Source organism: Paenibacillus terrae HPL-003 (assembly GCF_000235585.1).
Lineage (GTDB): Bacteria > Bacillota > Bacilli > Paenibacillales > Paenibacillaceae > Paenibacillus > Paenibacillus terrae_B.
In genome coordinates this window covers 3,698,038-3,717,287 of record NC_016641.1, presented here as the reverse complement: position 1 = coordinate 3,717,287, position 19,250 = coordinate 3,698,038, and the positions used below count along the sequence as shown (strand labels likewise).

17 protein-coding genes are annotated in these 19,250 nt (G+C 45.4%); 6 read left to right on the top strand and 11 right to left on the bottom strand.

The features are described 5' to 3' along the window. The first annotated feature begins 38 nt into the window (after window positions 1-38). Window positions 39-1,730 carry an ABC transporter substrate-binding protein gene (locus HPL003_RS16960; protein ID WP_014280928.1) on the top strand — a complete coding sequence of 564 codons (1,692 nt, stop codon included), beginning with the start codon at window positions 39-41 and terminating at the stop codon, window positions 1,728-1,730. Between the two features lie 165 nt (window positions 1,731-1,895). Here the strand turns inward: HPL003_RS16960 and HPL003_RS16955 are convergent, their stop codons facing one another. After that, window positions 1,896-2,459 (bottom strand): GNAT family N-acetyltransferase, encoded by a 564-nt coding sequence (locus HPL003_RS16955; protein WP_014280927.1) that lies wholly within the window; start codon window positions 2,457-2,459, stop codon window positions 1,896-1,898. A gap of 426 nt (window positions 2,460-2,885) precedes the next feature. Here HPL003_RS16955 and nrdI point away from each other — a divergent pair, with 426 nt between their 5' ends. From nrdI to HPL003_RS30570, 4 genes are all read left to right on the top strand, one after another. Continuing rightward, window positions 2,886-3,245, top strand: coding sequence for a class Ib ribonucleoside-diphosphate reductase assembly flavoprotein NrdI (gene nrdI / locus HPL003_RS16950; RefSeq protein ID WP_014280926.1), 360 nt, complete (start codon window positions 2,886-2,888; stop codon window positions 3,243-3,245). Continuing rightward, complete coding sequence (nrdE, locus tag HPL003_RS16945; protein ID WP_014280925.1) at window positions 3,232-5,316, top strand: class 1b ribonucleoside-diphosphate reductase subunit alpha; 2,085 nt, start codon at window positions 3,232-3,234, stop codon at window positions 5,314-5,316. The genes nrdI and nrdE overlap by 14 nt, the downstream gene beginning before the upstream one ends. A 207-nt stretch (window positions 5,317-5,523) precedes the next feature. Next, window positions 5,524-6,489, top strand: a complete 966-nt coding sequence (gene nrdF / locus HPL003_RS16940) for a class 1b ribonucleoside-diphosphate reductase subunit beta (RefSeq protein ID WP_014280924.1) — start codon at window positions 5,524-5,526, stop codon at window positions 6,487-6,489. 508 nt (window positions 6,490-6,997) lie between these two features. Next, window positions 6,998-7,141, top strand: a complete 144-nt coding sequence (locus HPL003_RS30570) for a hypothetical protein (protein WP_420795068.1) — start codon at window positions 6,998-7,000, stop codon at window positions 7,139-7,141. A gap of 67 nt (window positions 7,142-7,208) precedes the next feature. Here HPL003_RS30570 and HPL003_RS16930 read toward each other — a convergent pair whose 3' ends face one another. The 9 genes from HPL003_RS16930 to HPL003_RS16890 form a co-directional block, all read right to left on the bottom strand. Next, entirely contained in the window at window positions 7,209-7,634 is a 426-nt protein-coding gene (locus tag HPL003_RS16930) for a VOC family protein (protein WP_014280921.1), read from the bottom strand. Between the two features lie 99 nt (window positions 7,635-7,733). Further along, complete coding sequence (locus HPL003_RS16925) at window positions 7,734-7,946, bottom strand: hypothetical protein (protein WP_238533387.1); 213 nt, start codon at window positions 7,944-7,946, stop codon at window positions 7,734-7,736. A 117-nt stretch (window positions 7,947-8,063) separates the two neighbouring features. Beyond that, a complete protein-coding gene (locus HPL003_RS16920) occupies window positions 8,064-8,591 on the bottom strand; it encodes a GrpB family protein (RefSeq protein ID WP_014280919.1) in 528 nt (175 codons plus the stop codon). Between the two features lie 244 nt (window positions 8,592-8,835). Next, entirely contained in the window at window positions 8,836-10,923 is a 2,088-nt protein-coding gene (locus HPL003_RS16915) for a class I SAM-dependent methyltransferase (protein WP_014280918.1), read from the bottom strand. A gap of 402 nt (window positions 10,924-11,325) precedes the next feature. Then, a complete protein-coding gene (locus tag HPL003_RS16910) occupies window positions 11,326-12,297 on the bottom strand; it encodes a glycoside hydrolase family 43 protein (protein ID WP_014280917.1) in 972 nt (323 codons plus the stop codon). A 40-nt stretch (window positions 12,298-12,337) separates the two neighbouring features. Continuing rightward, window positions 12,338-13,723, bottom strand: coding sequence for an arabinan endo-1,5-alpha-L-arabinosidase (locus HPL003_RS16905; RefSeq protein WP_014280916.1), 1,386 nt, complete (start codon window positions 13,721-13,723; stop codon window positions 12,338-12,340). A gap of 82 nt (window positions 13,724-13,805) precedes the next feature. After that, window positions 13,806-14,648, bottom strand: coding sequence for a carbohydrate ABC transporter permease (locus HPL003_RS16900; RefSeq protein WP_014280915.1), 843 nt, complete (start codon window positions 14,646-14,648; stop codon window positions 13,806-13,808). A gap of 27 nt (window positions 14,649-14,675) precedes the next feature. Beyond that, on the bottom strand, window positions 14,676-15,566 hold the full coding sequence (locus tag HPL003_RS16895; RefSeq protein ID WP_014280914.1) for a carbohydrate ABC transporter permease: 891 nt from the start codon (window positions 15,564-15,566) through the stop codon (window positions 14,676-14,678). Between the two features lie 91 nt (window positions 15,567-15,657). Beyond that, window positions 15,658-17,001, bottom strand: a complete 1,344-nt coding sequence (locus HPL003_RS16890; protein ID WP_014280913.1) for an ABC transporter substrate-binding protein — start codon at window positions 16,999-17,001, stop codon at window positions 15,658-15,660. A gap of 510 nt (window positions 17,002-17,511) precedes the next feature. On the opposite strand from HPL003_RS16890, the gene HPL003_RS16885 reads away from it, so the two are divergent. Further along, the gene (locus HPL003_RS16885) at window positions 17,512-18,441 is read left to right on the top strand and encodes an ArsR/SmtB family transcription factor (protein ID WP_014280912.1); all 930 of its coding nucleotides are present in this window, start codon (window positions 17,512-17,514) and stop codon (window positions 18,439-18,441) included. Between the two features lie 57 nt (window positions 18,442-18,498). Here HPL003_RS16885 and HPL003_RS16880 read toward each other — a convergent pair whose 3' ends face one another. Beyond that, window positions 18,499-19,209: a DUF1361 domain-containing protein gene (locus HPL003_RS16880; protein ID WP_014280911.1), complete on the bottom strand. Its 711-nt coding sequence runs from the start codon at window positions 19,207-19,209 to the stop codon at window positions 18,499-18,501. Between the last annotated feature and the right edge of the window lie 41 nt (window positions 19,210-19,250).

Sequence of the window (19,250 nt, the reverse complement as noted above, 5' to 3'; positions counted from 1 at the left end):
ACATTATGAAATCATACTTATAAAGGGGGATTTTGCAGATGTTCAAGATCAGGTCGGTACGACAAGGCTCCATCCTGCTTCTGGCTTTGTTGCTGCTCGTCACGACGGGCTGCGCGAATGGAACAGGCGGTACAGCAGAAAAGGAAAATCCCGATGATACCAGTCCTGTTACACTTACTTTTTTTGGTGGTGACGCCAGCTCGAACTGGAATAACATGAAGGATGCCATTGGACAGGAAATTATCAAAAAAACAGGCGTGACACTGAACGGAGAACATGCCGTCAATGGCCGGGGTGAGGAAAAGTTTGCTTTGATGGCTGCCAGCGGAGAGTATCCTGATCTGGTCTATCCCAAAAACGATGTCGGTAAGCTGGTCGATGCCGGGGCACTCATTGACTTAACCGACCTGATTGATAAATACGGCCCCAATATCAAGAAAGTGTACGGAGACTATTTTAACCGTATTAAATATAGCCATGACGACCCTGCCATCTATACCATTCCGACAAATTTGGGCGTAGATCACATCGCATTTGACGCACAAGCCGGGTTCGAAATCCAGCATCAGGCACTCGAGAAGCTCGGCTATCCGAAAATTCGCACTGTTCAGGATTTTGAAAAAGCGCTCAAGGACTATGTCGCCCTATATCCCACCACTAACGGTCAGCCTACCATCCCCCTCTCCCTTGATGCCGAAGATTGGAAAATTCAAATTACCGTGACAAATCCCGCAGTTACCGCTACAGGCGGCCCGGACGATGGAGAGTATTATATCGATCCCAAGACGCATAAAGCCATTCTCCACTATAAACGCCCGGAGGAACGGGAATATTTCCGCTGGCTGAATCATATGTACAACGAAGGACTGCTGGATAAGGATACTTTTGTGCAAAAAAGCGATCAATACAAGTCCAAAATCGCCGCAGGTCGTGTGATTGGACTCATTGATCAGGAGTGGAACTATCAGGATGCCGAAAATGCACTCAAAGCATCGGGCAAGGATGAATTTACCTACGCGCATTTCCCGGTCACGTTAAGCGAGAAATACGAGGATCATTCCCTCCAGCCGCTTGGCTTTGATGCAGCATACGGGATCGGAATTACGACCTCGTGCAAAAATCCCGTACGTGCCATCAAATTTCTGGATTTTCTGGCCTCCGACGAAGGACAAATTTTGCGCAACTGGGGAATCGAAGGCCAGCATTACAAGATAGAGAATGGCAAACGGGTTATTCCACCCGATGTGCAGCAACGTAAAAACACCGATAATTCCGCTTTTATGAGAGAGTCGGGCATCGGTTTATATTGGATATGGGGACCGCATTACGGTGACGGCATCAAGGACCCTTCCGGCAACTACTATACAACGAACTATCCAGAGATGATTACCGAAAATTACAGCCAGGCCGAAAAAAAATCCCTGCAAGCCTACAATGCTCGAACGTGGAAGGACCTGTTCCCGAACGAAAAGGATTTTCCAGCGAAAGAATGGGGTGCCGCCTACAACATGCCCGTTCCGACCAACACGAACTACAATGTCATTTATCAGAAGTCGCAGGACATTGTGCGCAAACGGATTCCCGAAGCTATACTCGCCAAGTCGGATCAATTTGATGCTGTCTATGACCGCATGCTCCAAGAGCTGGATCATGCAGGTGTGCCGAAGGCTGAAGAAATCTACACCGGACTGATCCAAAATCGGCTCAAGCTGTGGAACGAGGAAAAATAACGATCAAATAAGCTGAACTTAAAAGTTACTTACTGTGCCACTACGCAGTCGGATGGTGCTTCCCATCGCCACCGCCCCCGGATTTCTTGGATAATCATATAACTAGGTAGAAATCCGGGGACTTTTATATTGACCATTCTTTTTTGTTCCATCTCCCTACACACTTTATCGAGATTCCGTCGTTTGCTCCACAGCCTCGTACTCACTTCGCAAAATCCCCATCTGAATGATGTCATAGTATTGGCCTTCCCTGAACAGCTTTTCCCGTAGCCGACCTTCCTCCTTGAAGCCACAGGCCAGATAGCAGCGATATGCACGCTCGTTGTATGCATAGACCTCCAGCTCCAGCCGATTCAGATTCAGCGTATGAAATACAAATTTCTGCAATAGCCGGATCGCTTCCCGTCCGTAGCCTTTGCCCAGGTTATCATCGCGTCCAATCACAATGCCTAGCGTGGCATGCCGATTCATCCAGTTGATTTTAAATAAATCCAGTTGTCCGATATAGTCCAGTGTGTCTTTATGCGCAATGACAAAGCCCTTCGTCTCCGAACTGCCGTCGATCATCATCTGTACATAGGCTTCGCTATTCGTCTGGGAATGAGGATAAGTAAAAACATCGCTCAAACCGCGTGTAATATCCGGGTCATTGACCCACTTTCGTATTTCTGGTATATCCTCCTGACGATACTCTCTCAGTACGATACGTTCCCCAATCATATGTGGCATAGTACATCTTCCCTCCCACCATACTTATCCCCCTACAGTAAAAGGTAGATTTACCGCTGTATCTCCTATTGACAAATCGTACATCTTCATCCCCCAAAACTCCAGTACATTTCTAAAATTCGCACGAAAAAAAAAGTTATTCCGCTTATCCCGCACCCCGCTTGGACTTGCCCCCAATCCTAGTGCCCAACCTTTTAAAAGTGATTGACCCCAACTATATATAGATATAAAATAGAAATCGTACTCTAAATATAGTGTACAACGCGTATTTTTCACAGATATCTTGAAAATACAGATATGGAAATAACGATATAAATAGGCGTTAAAATTTTGGCAAAGCATAGCCAGCAAGGGTTTGCGAAGCTTTACAGGATTTCGAACCTTGGGCCGATGCTGTTTCGCCAAATGTCAAGGAGGATGAACACAATGCTGATTGCTTATGATTCCAAGACCGGCAATGTAAAAAGATTTATTGGGAAGCTTAAGCTTCCGGCGGTCCAAATCCAGGAGCAAATGACTATAGAGGAACCATACGTACTCATTACATATACAACGGGGTTTGGACAGATACCTGAGAAGGTATCTTCCTTTTTGCAAAAAAATTCCAAAAACCTCGTAGGTGTGGCTGCCAGCGGCAACCGTAACTGGGGTGAGTGCTTTGCCAAAAGCGCGGATTTGATCTCCAACCATTACAACGTGCCTGTCATCAGTAAATTTGAATTATCCGGAACGTTCGGCGATGTAGAGCGTTTCAAACAGGAGGTGAGCCGAGTTGCGGCATATTGAATTGAACAACATGTTGATGAAACGCGATACAGACGGCTTTTTCCAATTGGAAAAGGATCAAGAGGCTGTAGAAGAGTTTATGAAGGAAGTAGAAGAACGGAGCTTGAAGTTTGCGGATCCAGCGGCTAAAGTGCTCTACATGATTGAGAATGATTATTACGAAAATTTCTATAGTAGCTATACAGCTGACGAAATTAAGGATATTTTCCATACCACTCATAGTTATAATTTTAAATTCCCTTCCTATATGGCAGCGTCCAAGTTTTATACGGATTATGCAGTGAAAAGCAACGACCGTAAGGTCTATCTGGAGCACTATCCTGACCGGGTGGCGGTCGTCGCCCTGCATTTGGGACGCGGTAACGCCGATACAGCGCGCCTGTTGTCCCGCTCGATGATGGAGCAGCGTCTCCAGCCAGCAACGCCAACCTTCCTGAATGCAGGCAAGAGCCGTCGTGGAGAACTCGTGTCCTGCTTCCTGCTCGAAATGGACGACTCCCTCAACTCGATCAACTACGTGCTGAATACTTGCATGCAGTTGTCCAAAATCGGCGGCGGTGTGGCGGTCAACCTGTCGAAACTGCGGTCACGTGGCGAGGCGATTAAAGGTGTAGAAGGCGCGGCTAAAGGAATTATGCCTGTTCTGAAACTGATGGAGGACGGCTTCTCCTACGCGGATCAAATGGGTCAACGTAAAGGCTCCGGGGCTGCATACTACAACATTTTCGGTTGGGATGTACTGGAGTTTCTGGATAGTAAAAAAATCAATGCCGACGAAAGAGTACGCCTCAAGACACTCTCCATCGGACTGATTGTGCCGAACCGCTTTTATAAGCTGGCTCAGGATAATGAGCCGCTGCATGTATTCGCTCCTTACAGTGTATACAAGGCCTACGGTACGCATCTGGACGATATGGATCTGGATGAAATGTACGATACACTGCTCGCTGACGACCGGGTGAAGAAAAAGGTTGCGATGAGCGCGCGTGACATGCTGACCAAAATTGCCATGATCCAGCTGGAATCCGGCTATCCATACATGATGAACAAAAGCAACGCTAATCAGGCACATGCTCTTAAAAACGTGGGTCAGGTTAAAATGTCCAACCTGTGCACAGAAATTTTCCAATTACAGGAGACGTCTGAAATTGCAGATTACGGCCAACAGGATACAATCCGTCGGGATATTAGCTGTAATCTGGCTTCTCTCAACATTGTAAATGTGATGGAGCATGGCAAAATCCGCGAATCCGTTCACGAGGGTATGATTGCCCTGACCTCGGTCAGCGATATGACCCAAGTCGCAAACGCGCCGGGTGTTGCCAAGGCAAACCGTGAGATGCATTCTGTCGGTCTGGGTGTCATGAACCTGCACGGCTACCTTGCCAAAAACAAAATTGCTTATGAAAGCAACGAAGCGAAGGATTTTGTCCGCACCTTCTTCATGACGATGAACTATCACTCGCTGGAGAAAAGCATGGAGATCGCGCAAGCGGCCGGACAAAGCTTTTATGGCTTTGAAGAATCGGATTACGCGACTGGTGTGTATTTTGATCGATATGTGAACACAGATTACCGCCCGACAACGGCACGCGTGCAAGAGCTGTTCAACGGCATTTATATTCCGACTCCAGAGGATTGGGACAAGTTGAAGGCAGACGTGAAGAAGAATGGCCTGTATCACGCTTACCGTATGGCGATTGCGCCGACTGCCAGCATTTCATATATTCAAAATGCGACGTCCAGTGTTATGCCAATCGTGGAACAAATTGAAACACGTACCTATGCGAACTCGACAACCTATTATCCAATGCCTTACTTGCAAAGAGATAATGTGTTCTTTTATAAATCCGCTTATCAAATGGATCAGTTCAAAGTGCTTGACCTGATTGCCGAAATCCAGCCTCACGTGGATCAAGGAATTTCGACAGTGCTTCATGTGAACAGTGACGTGACTACACGCCAATTGGCCCGTTGCTATCTCTATGCTGCTCACAAAGGACTCAAATCGTTGTACTACACACGTACCAAAAAGTTGTCTGTAGAAGAGTGCCTCACCTGCTCGATCTAAGACCGTATGGATAGCTTAAAATTAGAAGTCCTCATATGTATGGATGCTTTTCATTAAAAGCTGTATCCAGCGTGATGTTCCGCCCTTTATGGGTTGCGACACGGCCTCGCGGATGCAGCTTCCGTATGTCAAGCATTCGGTGATTCGCCTTTTGTCTTTCATTATGACTCTAGGAAATCTCGGAAGCTGAAGGGAGAATGCTAAACAATGACAGGTATACAAGCTGTAAACTGGAATCGCTCGGACGATGATTTCACACTGATGTTCTGGAACCAGAACATTATGCAATTTTGGACGGATGATGAAATTCCGCTGTCCGACGATAAAATGAGCTGGGTAACCCTCAGCGATATTGAAAAAGAGGCCTACATGAAGGTGCTCGGCGGCTTAACGTTGCTTGACACGATTCAAGGCGGCGTGGGTATGCCGCAAATTATGGAGCATGTGGACGGGCTGCAACGCAAAGCTGTACTGAGCTTTATGGCGATGATGGAGCAAATTCATGCGAAGTCATACAGCAGCATTTTTACAACCCTGGCTTCTACGGAAGAGATTGACGATATATTCCGTTGGGTAGAGGAAAATCCGCATCTCCAGACCAAGGCGGAAACCATTCGTCAGTATTATATGAATATTCATACGTCAAAAGACTTGTATCTCGCTATGGCAGCGTCAGTGCTGTTAGAAAGCTATTTATTTTATAGCGGCTTCTTCTACCCTCTCTATCTGGCGGGTCAGGGCAAGATGACATGCAGCGGAGAAATTATCGACCTGATTTTGCGGGACGAAAGTATTCACGGTGTATATGTGGGTGTGCTGGCACAGGAGATTTATGCAGAGCTGGACGAGGAAGAGCAACGGGATCTGTACCAGACGTTGGTAGGGTTGCTGCGCTACTTGCACAATAACGAGGAACAATACACCGAGCAAATTTATGCTCCCATCGGGCTGGTGGACGATGTCAAAGTCTTTTTACGCTACAACGCCAATAAGGCTATGATGAACCTGGGCTTTGATCCACTGTTTGAAGAAGAAGAAGTCAATCCGATTGTAATCAACGGCATCAGCACTCACACCAAGCAGCATGATTTCTTTTCTAAAAAAGGAAACGGCTACGTGCGTGCAATGAATGTGGAGCCGCTGACCGATGAAGATTTTAATTTTGGCGTATAGATCATAGATAGGTATATGTGAAAATAGTTTGTTTAGGTGACGCTGAAGAGGGCCACTCCGCGAGTGGATGGTTCTTCCGATCGCTGTTGCCAGGGGATTCTTTTTGAATTAGTTATAAGGTTAGAATCCCCCGGCAAAGGCGAACGCTTCGCTTCTCCAGAATCCATTCACTCGCTGCGTTTCTCAGCATGATTCAATATCCTTTATCTCAGGTTCCTCTATAATTCCATCCGTCCTACTAAGAAAACTTGACCAGTTATAAAACTCCCAATGTGCAATTTCTGATACATATGAAATCCTGCATTCTAGCAAAGGCGACTTTTTTATCGTGTTCTGAGAAATTTCCGCCGCCTTCCAAAATGACGAGAGTTCCAAGGGTACAAGATCGAACTTCTGACTACTCATTTTACCATTAGGTCTATGATATAAGATTGTAACCGTATCCTGATGCGGTTGGACCTCAATTTCTGCTGCTGGAAAAAGCCTGTTAATCTCTCTAATGTAAAGCTTGGATGATCTGCATCTACTAATATTGGAATCAACCATTGGTCTCCCAAGTAGCATCAACGGCGAAACTGCACTGTCTCTCGCTGTTCAGCAAGGCCACCCAAACGTTGCAGAATGTCTTCGCCAACATGGAGCAACCTCTTGAACGAGGACAGGCACGCAAAAAACGGCCAGATCGCCAAGATAGCGAAGTCAGGCCGTTTTCCATTTTTTTAAGACCGAGCTTCTGTGAACATTTGAAAGGTGACACCAAACTTGTCTGTTACATTCCCATAAGCCGGACTAAAATGGGTTTCCTGCAAAGGCATTCCCACCCGTCCTCCTTGCTGTAGAGCATCAAACATTTTTTGGGATTGCTCCACACTGTCGGTAGTAATGCAGATGGTCACCTGATTCCCACTGCTAAACGGTGATCCGGGAAAAGTGTCGGAAAACATAAGCTCTGTCTCACCCACTTTGAGGGTAGCGTGTCCAACACGTTCCTTGACCTCTGCGGGAATGGGAAAATCGGGGTTTTCCGGCATTTCTCCAAAGGTTTGCATAAAAAGCAGTTGAGCATCCAATGCCTTTTCATAAAATTCGATTGCTTCTTTTGCATTTCCATCCATCGTGATGTAAGGAATCAAACGTTTTGACATTTTCTACACAACTCCTTTATTTTTAAAGCTATCCTGTCATTTCTCCTGTATTATATGCAAAAAGTGTTAAGATAAACAGAGTTGTTTGTTATCTTTCTTCTACCGAATGCCAAGCTGCTTCAGTTCTTTCATCGCTTCCGTCAGGTCGCGCTGTGGATGCAGCACAGAGATCACCTGTGCATGAATCGGAACACCGTTGAAAATCCGACTTACGATCTCCAGACAAATCGGCAGGTCATAGTAACTTTCAGACCATTCGGGCTGTATACGGTACTTGCGTAACGAATCTTCCGGAGACAATATAATGTCCAACGCCGATAAGCCGATAACAGCATCATTCGTTCTTTTAAACCATCCGACGTTACTTGTGCATCCAGCAGCATATTTTTCATCCTTCCTTCATCTTATCCATGCGTATTAAAGATTCATCTATTCCTTCTTAAACCTTTCAAGCTTCGCCTGCTCAATCACCTGCCGAATGAACGGCCCTTTGGCCTCGGTATACGCTAGACGATCATATTTGAATTGCTGCGCCAATTCTTTTTTCAGAGCATCATACTCCGATAAGCTCTCCGGGTGTGTTTTTAAGTAATCCCGGAACAACAGATGGTTCGCCCAGTGCTTCCCTTGATACTTGTAAATATGTAAATGATGGGTTCCTGCTCCCCATTCTCCACGGCGAAAGAAAGCTCTCTCTGGAAAATCAGGCTTATGTACATATTCATACTTAATACGAAGCAAGCGCTCGCGATGTACGGACTGAATCCTTGCCAAGTCTTCTACTCCGACCATAATATCAATAATCGCCTTGGCTCCAAGGCCAGGAACGGACGTGCTCCCAAAATGCTCTATGTCCATACTTATATCTCCGAGAGCCTCTGCGATTTTTGTCCGCTCACACGCATACTCTTTTACCCACTGCGGGTCATATTGCGATATCTCCACATGCGAGGACATTCACGAACACACTTCCCTTCATTGGTAGCACAAAAAAGTATGCCGAATTTTCATAGAATGTTCTCTCTAAGTATATCATTTTCAAAAGCATTTTTTCCATAATTATGGTACATTAAATCGGAAAATAACTCGTGAACAAGCAGACGGAAAGTGTAAAAAAGCCTTCTGACCGCGTTAGACGCAAATCAGAAGGCTTTCTTACATTTTATCAGTCTCACTCGATAACAAAGTATACTAACCCACTCTATTGCGGCTTCTCAATCACAATCAGACAGGTGCTATCCGGCAGGGGAACAGGCTGGCCCTGCTCATCGGTAAATTCAATACGTCCGGCCAGCGCTTCCGCATATCCCTCCTGTAAATAGTGACGGCTCTCCCGGATTATAGCCTGCGATCCAAGCGTGCGGCGAATACACTCTTCATACTGTGAAGGGGTAAAATACCCAAACTGCTCCTGCACTTCATGCACATAGGCCTCCGTCCCCCACGTGTAGGTATACAGAAATTCCATCGCATCGTTCACAGGCAAAATAGCCTCATGCTCACTCACACGCTCAACTTCAATGTGGCGACCCGCAAAATCTTCGGCATATCGCAACAGCCATTCCAGTCCGTCCGGCTCCAGGAACCGGATTCGTCTGCGCTGTTCTGCCGGTTCAGTCATAATGCCGTCACGGATAATGATACGTCCGCCCGGTGCCAGCACATGATAGGCGCTTTGCAAAGCAGCCTCCACCGTATGCAGATTGAACCGGGCTCCATCCCGTTCAATGTAAGAATACAGCTCATGGAGAATGGAAGAAAAAATGATCGTATCCATGCTCCCCGGCTCTATAAATTCCTCCAGTTGGAGGGCATCTCCTTTAATCACATCCCAACGATGACCCTCCAATTGCTTTTTACGTTTGAGCGCCTCAATAACGTTCACAGAAATATCGAGTCCCAATGGCTTCGCGTCCGGTATCTCCTGTTCAATCAGGTCCAGCAGCACACCTCCGCCCGGTCCGATATCCAGTACGCGAGTTCCCGTGACGTAATCCAGAATGATCTTTTTGTAATCTACGGTTTGGTTCATTTCCGTAAGGTATGTTTCCTCATTGTGAAAACGATCATAAGCATCACGGCGCAAGCCGAACAGATCAAACAGCAGCAATATGGCTTTGTCATACAAAGGTGTTTTTTCCGCCTCGATGCAAAAGTCGATCAGCTTCTCAGCCGCAGATGAAAAATGAAAATTGAAAAATACAGTACTCGGCAGTTCCTCTTTATGCTCCACGATCACATCCAAATGAGGATTATGCTTCCGTTTTCCTTTCAAGATATCCTGCCAGGATAGCGCGTGTAAATATTTTTCAATCATCCGTTTTTTATAAACGTTAATTTTCTTGACGCCGCGATAGTCATAATGCATTGTGTTCATGAGAGATTCAAAGCTGATATGTCGTACCGTTGCAGGCAATTCCTGTCCTGTACCATCCTGTAACGTAAGTAAACATACCTTCACTAGCTCCTGTAGCGAAAAATCCTGTAAGGCCGACTCCACATACCAAAGCGTTCGATTCTCCAACGAAGCCAGCGCCTTATCTACATTTAACTCGCGCTCCAGCTCGGCGTAAGCCTGCTCAAATGGCTCCCCTTCATGAATAGAAACCGACCGTAATCTCTGCAGTCGTTCCTTTACACTCCAGGCCACAGGCGCTTTATCCCATGCGATCCAGCCAATCAGTTGCTCCACTTCACTCCGTACCTGCTCCCATAATTCAGGGTCTACCCCGGCGATAATGCACTCGTTCAGAGCCCGTAAGGCAAGCTCCAGTTCCTCGTGGCTTAACCAGCCCTTACGGGTAATTTCCAGCAGCGCCCGATTTTCCGCAAAAGGAATTTCGCCCCGTATATACTGTCCGATTAATCCATGGGTCTCAATCAGAATCCGGGTCATAGTGTTGCGGGGAAACACTGGTTTCTCCGCTTGAGCCTGTCTGACGTACAGTTGGGCGGAACCGATATTATGTACAAATAAATTGATGCCCTCCTGCTGCCAGCGCAGCCGTTCGCGAACTGTGCCTCCTTTGGCCGTCTCAGACCATACCAGCACGTCTTCTAGCAGCTCCTTAATCCAAAAAGACAATGGAAGCCCATCCAAAATAAGCAACGTACGCTCCACATAATCCAGTACGGGATTAGCATCCTTTAACTCCCCTATGGAGTGGATGCGTTCCAGATTCACAATGCGCTCCTCAGCCGAAACGAGCAATTTCAGCCAAGTCGGCGTATCCCAGGCCAGATCACTTTCTTTCCGATAGTTAGCAATGGCTTTTAACGATTGCAACATTTTTCCTCACCTCGATGATTCGGATTCGGTATACACGGGAGACTTCAAATAAGAACTTTTGGATAAGAGCCTTGTATAAACTACACTTTACCATACATTTGCAGCTTCCATCCCGTGGAAAATATTAAACATTTTTATCAAATCAAATGCTTGACATACCTGCCTCCTACAAAACAAAAGACCATAACTCCAACATAAGAAATTTCGGCCAGACTGCTTACTTCCATATACAGATAAAAAAATCACCCTTGCTTTCCCTAAATAAAAAAGACATCCCCGTCCTAAAGCTCAGGGAATGTCTTATTGCTCTTGTTATGCGCAGTAAAATTATACTTCCTGTTCTATTTGGAAAGCTACAGTATTGCTGTGCAACACATAAACCCTCTACAACATTCGTATTACTTATTTACCTGCAGGAACTCCATCCGGTACAGGAATGCCAAAATCAGGCGTCCCGTCCTCATGCCAGTTCAACGGCTGAACACGTGTATGGCGATTCGGGTCATACAACGGGTCACCCGTAATCTCCTTGTAATTCCGTGCATGATACACGATGACGTCATTACCATCAGCCCCAACGGTAAAGCTGTTATGACCGGGTCCAAATTGGCCTGTTTCCTCATTCGTGCAGAATACCGGCTCAGGCGATTTCGCCCATGATTTTGGGTCGAGCAAGTCTGCATTCTCGTCCGCTGTCAGCAGCCCCATGCAATAATTATAGTCGGTGGCGCTGGCTGAATAGCTGATAAAGATTCGTCCATTCCGTTTCAGAACTGCCGCTCCTTCATTCACCTTAAAACCGATGACTTCCCAATCATATTCAGGGGTAGAGATCATCACCTGCTCACCGCGCAGCGTCCACGGATTGCTCATTTCAGAAATGTACAGATTGGAATTACCGACGATGTCCGGGTCCTTCTGGGCCCACACATAATACAGAACTCCATTATGCTGGAAGGTTGTGGCATCCAGCGCGAATGTTTCCCAACGGGTTTTAATCTGCCCCTTTTCCACCCATTCTCCTTCCAGAGGGTTAGCTGAATCGTTTTCCAGCACGAACATCCGGTGATCGAACAGACCTTCCTTCGTTTCTGTGGTGCGAGCTGCTGCAAAATAAATGTACCATTTGCCATGAATAAAATGAATTTCCGGTGCCCAAATGTTGGCGCTTAACGGGCCTGCTTCATATTTGTGCCACACAGCAACAGGCTCTGCTGTATTCAAGTCCTGAATGGTATGTGCCCGCCGAACCTCAATGCGGTCATACTCCGGTACAGATCCGGTAAAGTAATAGTATCCATCACTATGCTTGTAAATCCAAGGGTCTGCCCGTTGCTCAATGACCGGATTAATAAAAGGTACAGGTTGATTCATGGTTCTTCTCTCCTCTATGTGTAGTATGTAGTTCATACATTTAATCGCCGATACGCTTACCCCAAATGGAAATTCCTTTGTCGTCCATACCTGTAAAAATTAAAGTTTGGCGACCCAGCTCCCAGTCCCATGAAGGAAGCAACAGCAGTTGTTCCTCGGTCCTTACGGATGTATCGCTCCAATCCAATGTTAAAGTACGCATGCCGTCAAAGCTCCACTGGCCTTCAAGCGTTCCGCTGGTTGCCCGACCTCCATCTTCCAGACGAAGCGGTTCAGCTTCCACTTGGCCGTCCACTTCCTGCTTCATCACGATGCGTTCCCAACTGCCGAGTAATAATCTTTTAGGGATATCCTGCTCCTGCTCACCCGCATACCGTTCCGGCGATACGACAGGCCAGCCGTCAGCGGTCCATAATATTTTGCGTACATGCAGATACGGCCAGCTCTTATCCGTTTCTCCCCGTGCGTGATGCACAATATAATAATCGTCTCCGTCCTTCAGAACGGAATTGTGACCTGGCGCAACCCAGCCTTCTCCTTCGCTGAACCGATAACCACCCAATACCTTGTTCCCGATCTCATATTGGGGCAAGTAGCTGATATCTGCCATATCATGTCCATTGATATCCACATACGGCCCTGTGATCGAATCCGAGCGGGCAACACGTACATTGTAGTCTTCGAACAAAGAATCATATGAGACAAACAAGTAATATTTGCGGAATGCGGGATTGTACACAATGTACGGCCCTTCCACAGCACCATCCTCTGTTGCCCGATCTCTGGCGGCAATATTTTTGCCGTAGCCGGACTCTTTCAGCTTTCCAGTCTGGGGATCAAGTGACGTAATATAAATGCCTCCAAAAAACGAGCCGTACACCATCCATGGATTCCCCTCCGCATCCAGCACCGGGTTGGCATCAATCGCATTCAGCTTGTCATGCTCCTTCGTCTTAACAACCAGCCCTTCATCCTTCCACGGGCCTTCCGGCGAGTTGGATGTCTGCAATCCGATTGCTGACCGTGTGCTACCGAAGGTGGAGGCTGAATAATACATCCGATAGGTATCACCCATTTTAATAACGTCCGGTGCCCACAGATTGGTTGCTGATGACCATGCGCCCGCTTCCTTTGGAATGCCGGGCAGTGCATACTGCACCCAGTTCCAGTGAATCAGGTCGGTCGATTTACGTACCATGACCCCTGGTCTCAGCTCTCCGCCTGTCTTTACATCCGTGGAATATACATAATAGCCCTGATCTGTTTGGATGATCGCAGGATCATGCGCATTGTTAATGGTCCAGCGCTGTTCATCGTTTATCGTGCTTTGATCATACAAGTGATCGGGAGGCGGAGCCTGCGGATACACAGGGTCCGGGGTGTTGTCCCCACAGCCGGATAGGCCCAGCATAAGCAGCATCACCATAACGATTATTCTCCTCCTTCCTTTATTCATTACATATTGTAATTGCCTTGCATCATTCATCCGTGCCCTCCAGTGGCTACACTTAACCTTTGACACCGGAAATAGCAACCGACTCAATAATCTGTTTCTGGAAGATCAGAAATATAATCAGCACAGGCAACAAAGCGACTATGGAAGCTGCCATAATGAGCGGATAATCCGTCTGAATGGCATAGGTCGCATTAAAGTTCGCTATGACCAACTGCAACGTCTGCGTTTCCGGTGAATTCAAGTAAATAATCGGTGCCAAATAATCGTTCCAAATTCCCATGAACCATAAAATAAGCTGTGCCGCTACTGCTGGCTTAATAAGCGGGAATGTAATGGACGAATACAGTCGGAAATAAGAGCTTCCGTCAATTTTAGCTGCTTCGATAATGGCATCCGGTACACTGAGCAAATACTGCCGTAGGAAAAAGATCATAACCACATTCCCGAACAAACCTGGAACGATCAGAGGCAAGAGCGTATCTACCCAACCGAGCTTGGAAAACATCATAAACTGTGGAATCATAACCGTTGGGTATGGAATCATCATCGATGCGATGAGTAAAAGAAACAGTTTATTTTTATGAGGGAATCTCAGCTTTGCAAATGCAAAAGCAGCCACACTGGATGTAAAGGTACCCACAACGGTAACACTTACAGCCACAATCACGCTGTTCTTGATCCCGCTTAACAAAGGTCCCGCTTCCCAAATTTCCTTGTACTTGCTAAACTGGAACACCTCTGGTATCCATACCGGTGGAAGAGCAAAAACATCCTGCTTTTCTTTCACCGAAGTAGACAGCATCCACAGCAGCGGCGCGATCATCACAATCGCTCCAATCGCCAGTGCAATAAAGATAATGATATTGGTAACTTTCGTTCTTTGACTATGGGACATAATCAGACTCACTCCTTTCCGCGAAAATCAATCCCCATCAAAGGACGATTTTTCATTCATTTTGAATTGAATCAAAGTTACGATAAAAATGAAGATGCCAAGAATCATAGCCATCGCGGAGGCATATCCCATTTGCAGGTTTTTAAATGCCTTATCCCAAATATAGAAGACGATTGAGGCGGATGAGTATTCCGGCCCCCCTGTAGGTGTCATAATGTTCATTTCAGTAAAGATTTGTGAGCCACCAATGATATTGGTTACGACCAGGAAAAAGGTCACCGGTTTCACCATTGGCCATGTAATGTTGCGGAACATCTGGAATCCGCTAGCTCCATCCAGCTCTGCTGCTTCATAGTAAGAGCGAGATACACTTTGCAGGGCTGCCAAATACAGTAGCATCGTGTAGCCAAGACCCTTCCAGACCGTCATAAGGATCAAGGCAGGCTTAACCGTATCCTTATCCATCAGCCAATTGGGACCTTTAATACCGAACAATTCGAGGAATTGGTTCACCAGACCGTAGTCTCCGTTGTATGCCCAGTTCCACATAATGGAAACTGCAGCCAAAGAAGAAATAACCGGAATATAGTAGATCACACGAAACGTTGTCGTGCCCGGAATCTTGCGATTCAACCCCAGTGCCAACAACAATGCTAACAAAAGACCGATTGGAATACCCAGCATTAAGAAAAGAGTATTGTACATTGATTTGTAAAAGAGTTCATCGGTAAATAAATCTTTAAAATTATCAAAACCAATAAAGTTCATTTGTCCCAATCCGTCCCAGTCTGTAAAAGAGCCGTATAACGAATAGACAAACGGGAACAACGTAAAGATTAGCAAACCGAGAATAGGAGGAAGGATAAATAAATATCCATATATTTTCTCTTTGCGATAGAGATTAGATTTGGTTATCACAGGGCTCACCTCTGTTTCTAATTTGGAATGAAGATGATGCCAGCAGCATGATATCAGCCACTAACATCATCCTCTATCCGTTATTTACATACTATTTCTGTGATTTTTTCTCTTGCTCCACCGCTTTATCCAGCAGTTTCTGCATCTTCGGTTGCTCCTGCTTCACATAATCCGCTGCCGTAATTTTTCCGTCCAGCACAGGCTGAATATCGGTGAAGAATATATCGTACCATTCGGCGTTATAGGTATAGTTGCCTGGTAATGCGCGTCCATAGTCATTCACAATATCAATGAATTCCTGTTTATTGTTAGGCTTGGTTTTCGTATCTTTGGACCACTCATCCGCCATATCTAACAGATTCGGAATTTGTACCTTGGCATCTACGAGTTGCTTCATTCCTTCTTTGGAAGTCGTCAGATAGTTGACCAGTTCTACAGCTTCATCCGGGTACTTTGTTTTAGAGGAAACACCGATACCCAGAGAACCAATCCATGTTGCTGATTTGCCAGTCGATCCTGCCGGGAATGGCAACAGATCATATTCAAATGGCAGTTTTTCAAATGTACTCATATCCCAAGGACCTACCGGGAAGAATGCCATTTCCCCCTTCATCCAGCGTTGATAGGTGTCCAATGTTTGTGATTGTTCAATACCAGGCGTAATCTTATACTTGTTTTGCATATCAGCAAAGTATTGAAGCGCTTCCGCAAATTTAGGATCATCAATCGTTACTTTTGTTTTGCTCTCATCCAGCCAATCCGCACCATTGCTCCATACAAAGGCTTGCAATGCCCACTGGACGTTAAAACCTGTACCATACTGATCCGGTTTACCATCACCATTCGTATCTTTTGTCAGCTCTTGGCTGATCTTGATAAACTCATCCCATGTATACGGTTTGTCTTTATCAGGTAACGGAACGCCTGCTTTTTCAAACATGGTTTTGTTATAACCCAAGGCGAATGGACCCAAGTCCTTTGGCATACCGTAAATATTTCCTTGGCCAGCCATTTTACCGTCATATCGATACAAATCCACACCGTATTTCCAAATGTTATCCAGCTTTATATCCTTGTTCTTCTCAATGTAAGGTGTAAGATCCTTCAGCACCCCACTATTTACATAAGCTTTCAAATCTCCAGGGGCAAAATAAAAGATATCTGGAAGATTGTTTCCTGTAATCGCAGCTCTAAGCTTTGTAGCATATTGATCGGCTGCCGTTACGACCATTTTAACCTTCACGCCAGGATGTTCCTCTTCAAATTTCTTGATAACTTCCTTGTAAGCCTTCTGCTCATCCGTACCACCACGGAACATGAACGTCAGCTCCTTGCTTCCATCACTACTGGAGCTTCCTCCACCACAGCCAGCCAGTGCAGCAACCATCAACAACAGCACAACCATTGTCATTGCAAAACCTTTTTTCTTTATCAACGCGACCCCTCCTAAAATTGAAATGAAACCGCATACATATAGTGTTGAAATAAACGTATACCACTTGGCCTATATTCATCTGTACGGTACATCAACTGTTGTTCACTCCAGCCTGTGATCATCATCCCTCTCATGCGCCATATAATTAACATTTTACTTTATCAATAATGTATTCGTTTACAAACAAAATATAGCACGCCATTCTACGGTTCGTCAATGCATTTATAAATCTTTTTAAACAAATATAAAGTATAGAATTGAATAACATAAAAACGAAATAACAAACGTATTTAAGTTATTTTATTGTAATATCCAAAGAAAATAAGCTTAAATACGATTTAATTTAGATGGAAAATCTATTCTGAGTTTCGTTTCACTCCCCTTTTTATTGTTGTGAAAATAATTTACAGCAAAGCGGTTTACTTCTTTCTGATTTTATTTTAACATAAGTCAAAACAAATATATAAGCGCTTACATTACATTTTTTATAGATAAGGAAGGTCTATAGCTATGATTTATATTAAGGACTTAATGTCAGGGCTAGACATTTTCAAAGCGCTCGGCTCGGAAATCCGCATTCAAATTTTGGAATTGCTTGCTTCCCATCAAGGACAAAGTATGAATGACATCGCTAACAGACTTGATTTGAGCAACGGTACGATTACGATGCATATTCGTAAGCTGGAGGAATGTGGCCTTATCGAGATCAATACAGTAAGCGGCAAGCATGGTACCCGAAAAATGTGCTATCTGAACAAGGAAAAACTGATGGTGGACCTGCGTAGCAGAGAGCAGAAAAATGTGTATGAGGTTGAAATTCGCATCGGTCATTATAGCAACTATCAGGCAGTACCTACCTGTGGCTTGGTAACCAGAGACAGCATTATTGGTGATTTTGATGATCCCCGCTATTTTGCAGATCCCGAGCGGCTGGACGCGGAAATGATCTGGATGGCAGATGGTTTTCTGGAATATCGGATCCCTAACTATCTGAAAGAGAATCAATCCTTTACCGAAATTCAATTTTCCGCAGAGCTGGGCTCAGAAGCACCAGGTTATTGTGAGGAGTATCCTTCCGACATTTGTTTTCATGTCAATGGTATCCCTATTGGTCGCTGGACTAGCGCCGGAGATTTTGGAGAAGTACCGGGGGTTCTGAATCCCGATTGGTGGCCACCGCATTTGAATCAATATGGCATGCTCAAATTAATTCGCATCAATCAGCATGGAAGCTTCATTGACGGGTGCCGTATATCCGAAGTCACAATAGACGATATTGGGCTTAACTATAAAAGCGATATTGCACTACGCTTGTCCGTATCCGATCAGTCGGAGAACAAAGGGGGTCTCACCATTTTCGGCAAAAGATTCGGCAATTTCAGTCAGGATCTGCTGGTGCGTGTGCTTTATGAAGAACACGGGGAGGACAACTATAGCTGATGGCTTCCCATATGTAAAAAGGCCGAAGCCCGTATTCCTGGAATACGTATCCTCGGCCTAAGCATGCTTCTCCTCACTTAAAGAGATATAGATCAACAGATAAAAAATGACTGCGATTCCAAAAACCAGCCAGCTAAAAGACAACCAATGAAGCCTTGCTCCGGCATGTACCACCCAATTCAAAACATCCATTACGATCATCATGGGTTGCAACGCCACATCCCAGCTATTCCAGCGAGCAAATCTGCCGATATATACACCTACACTGGACAGCCACAGCAACATAAAAACGACAGCCCACGCAAACCAACTGGAACAAACCTCTTGCAGCATACGGTGGATTATAAATATACAAATGGAAGTAAGAAAAAGACCAACTCCTGCCGCCGAAAAAGACGTAAATAAGATCAACCAGAATTGAATGTTCAGCCAAAAACGCGAGTCAGGATTCACATCATAAAAACGGAAAGCATGCAGTAATTCAGTCAGCAAATAGAGTGCATTCGGCAGAAAAAACAACCATACAACTCCTGCAAGTAATAACAGAACTCTTCTCACGTTTATGTTTCCCAGTCTGGATAAGGCGATCATTCCTAGAGAAATCAAGACCGGAACCCATGCCAGAAATATATCCCAGTACAAAAATTGATACATTTTCGTCCCACTTGTGGACTGCAAATACATAATAAGCCCATAACATCCCAACGAAGCTAAAAGCAGTACACTCAATAAGCCGGGCAGCTTATATCTCTTCCCTTTAAACAGCAAACTCTCATCCAACCCCCTGCATGAATACACGTATATACGTC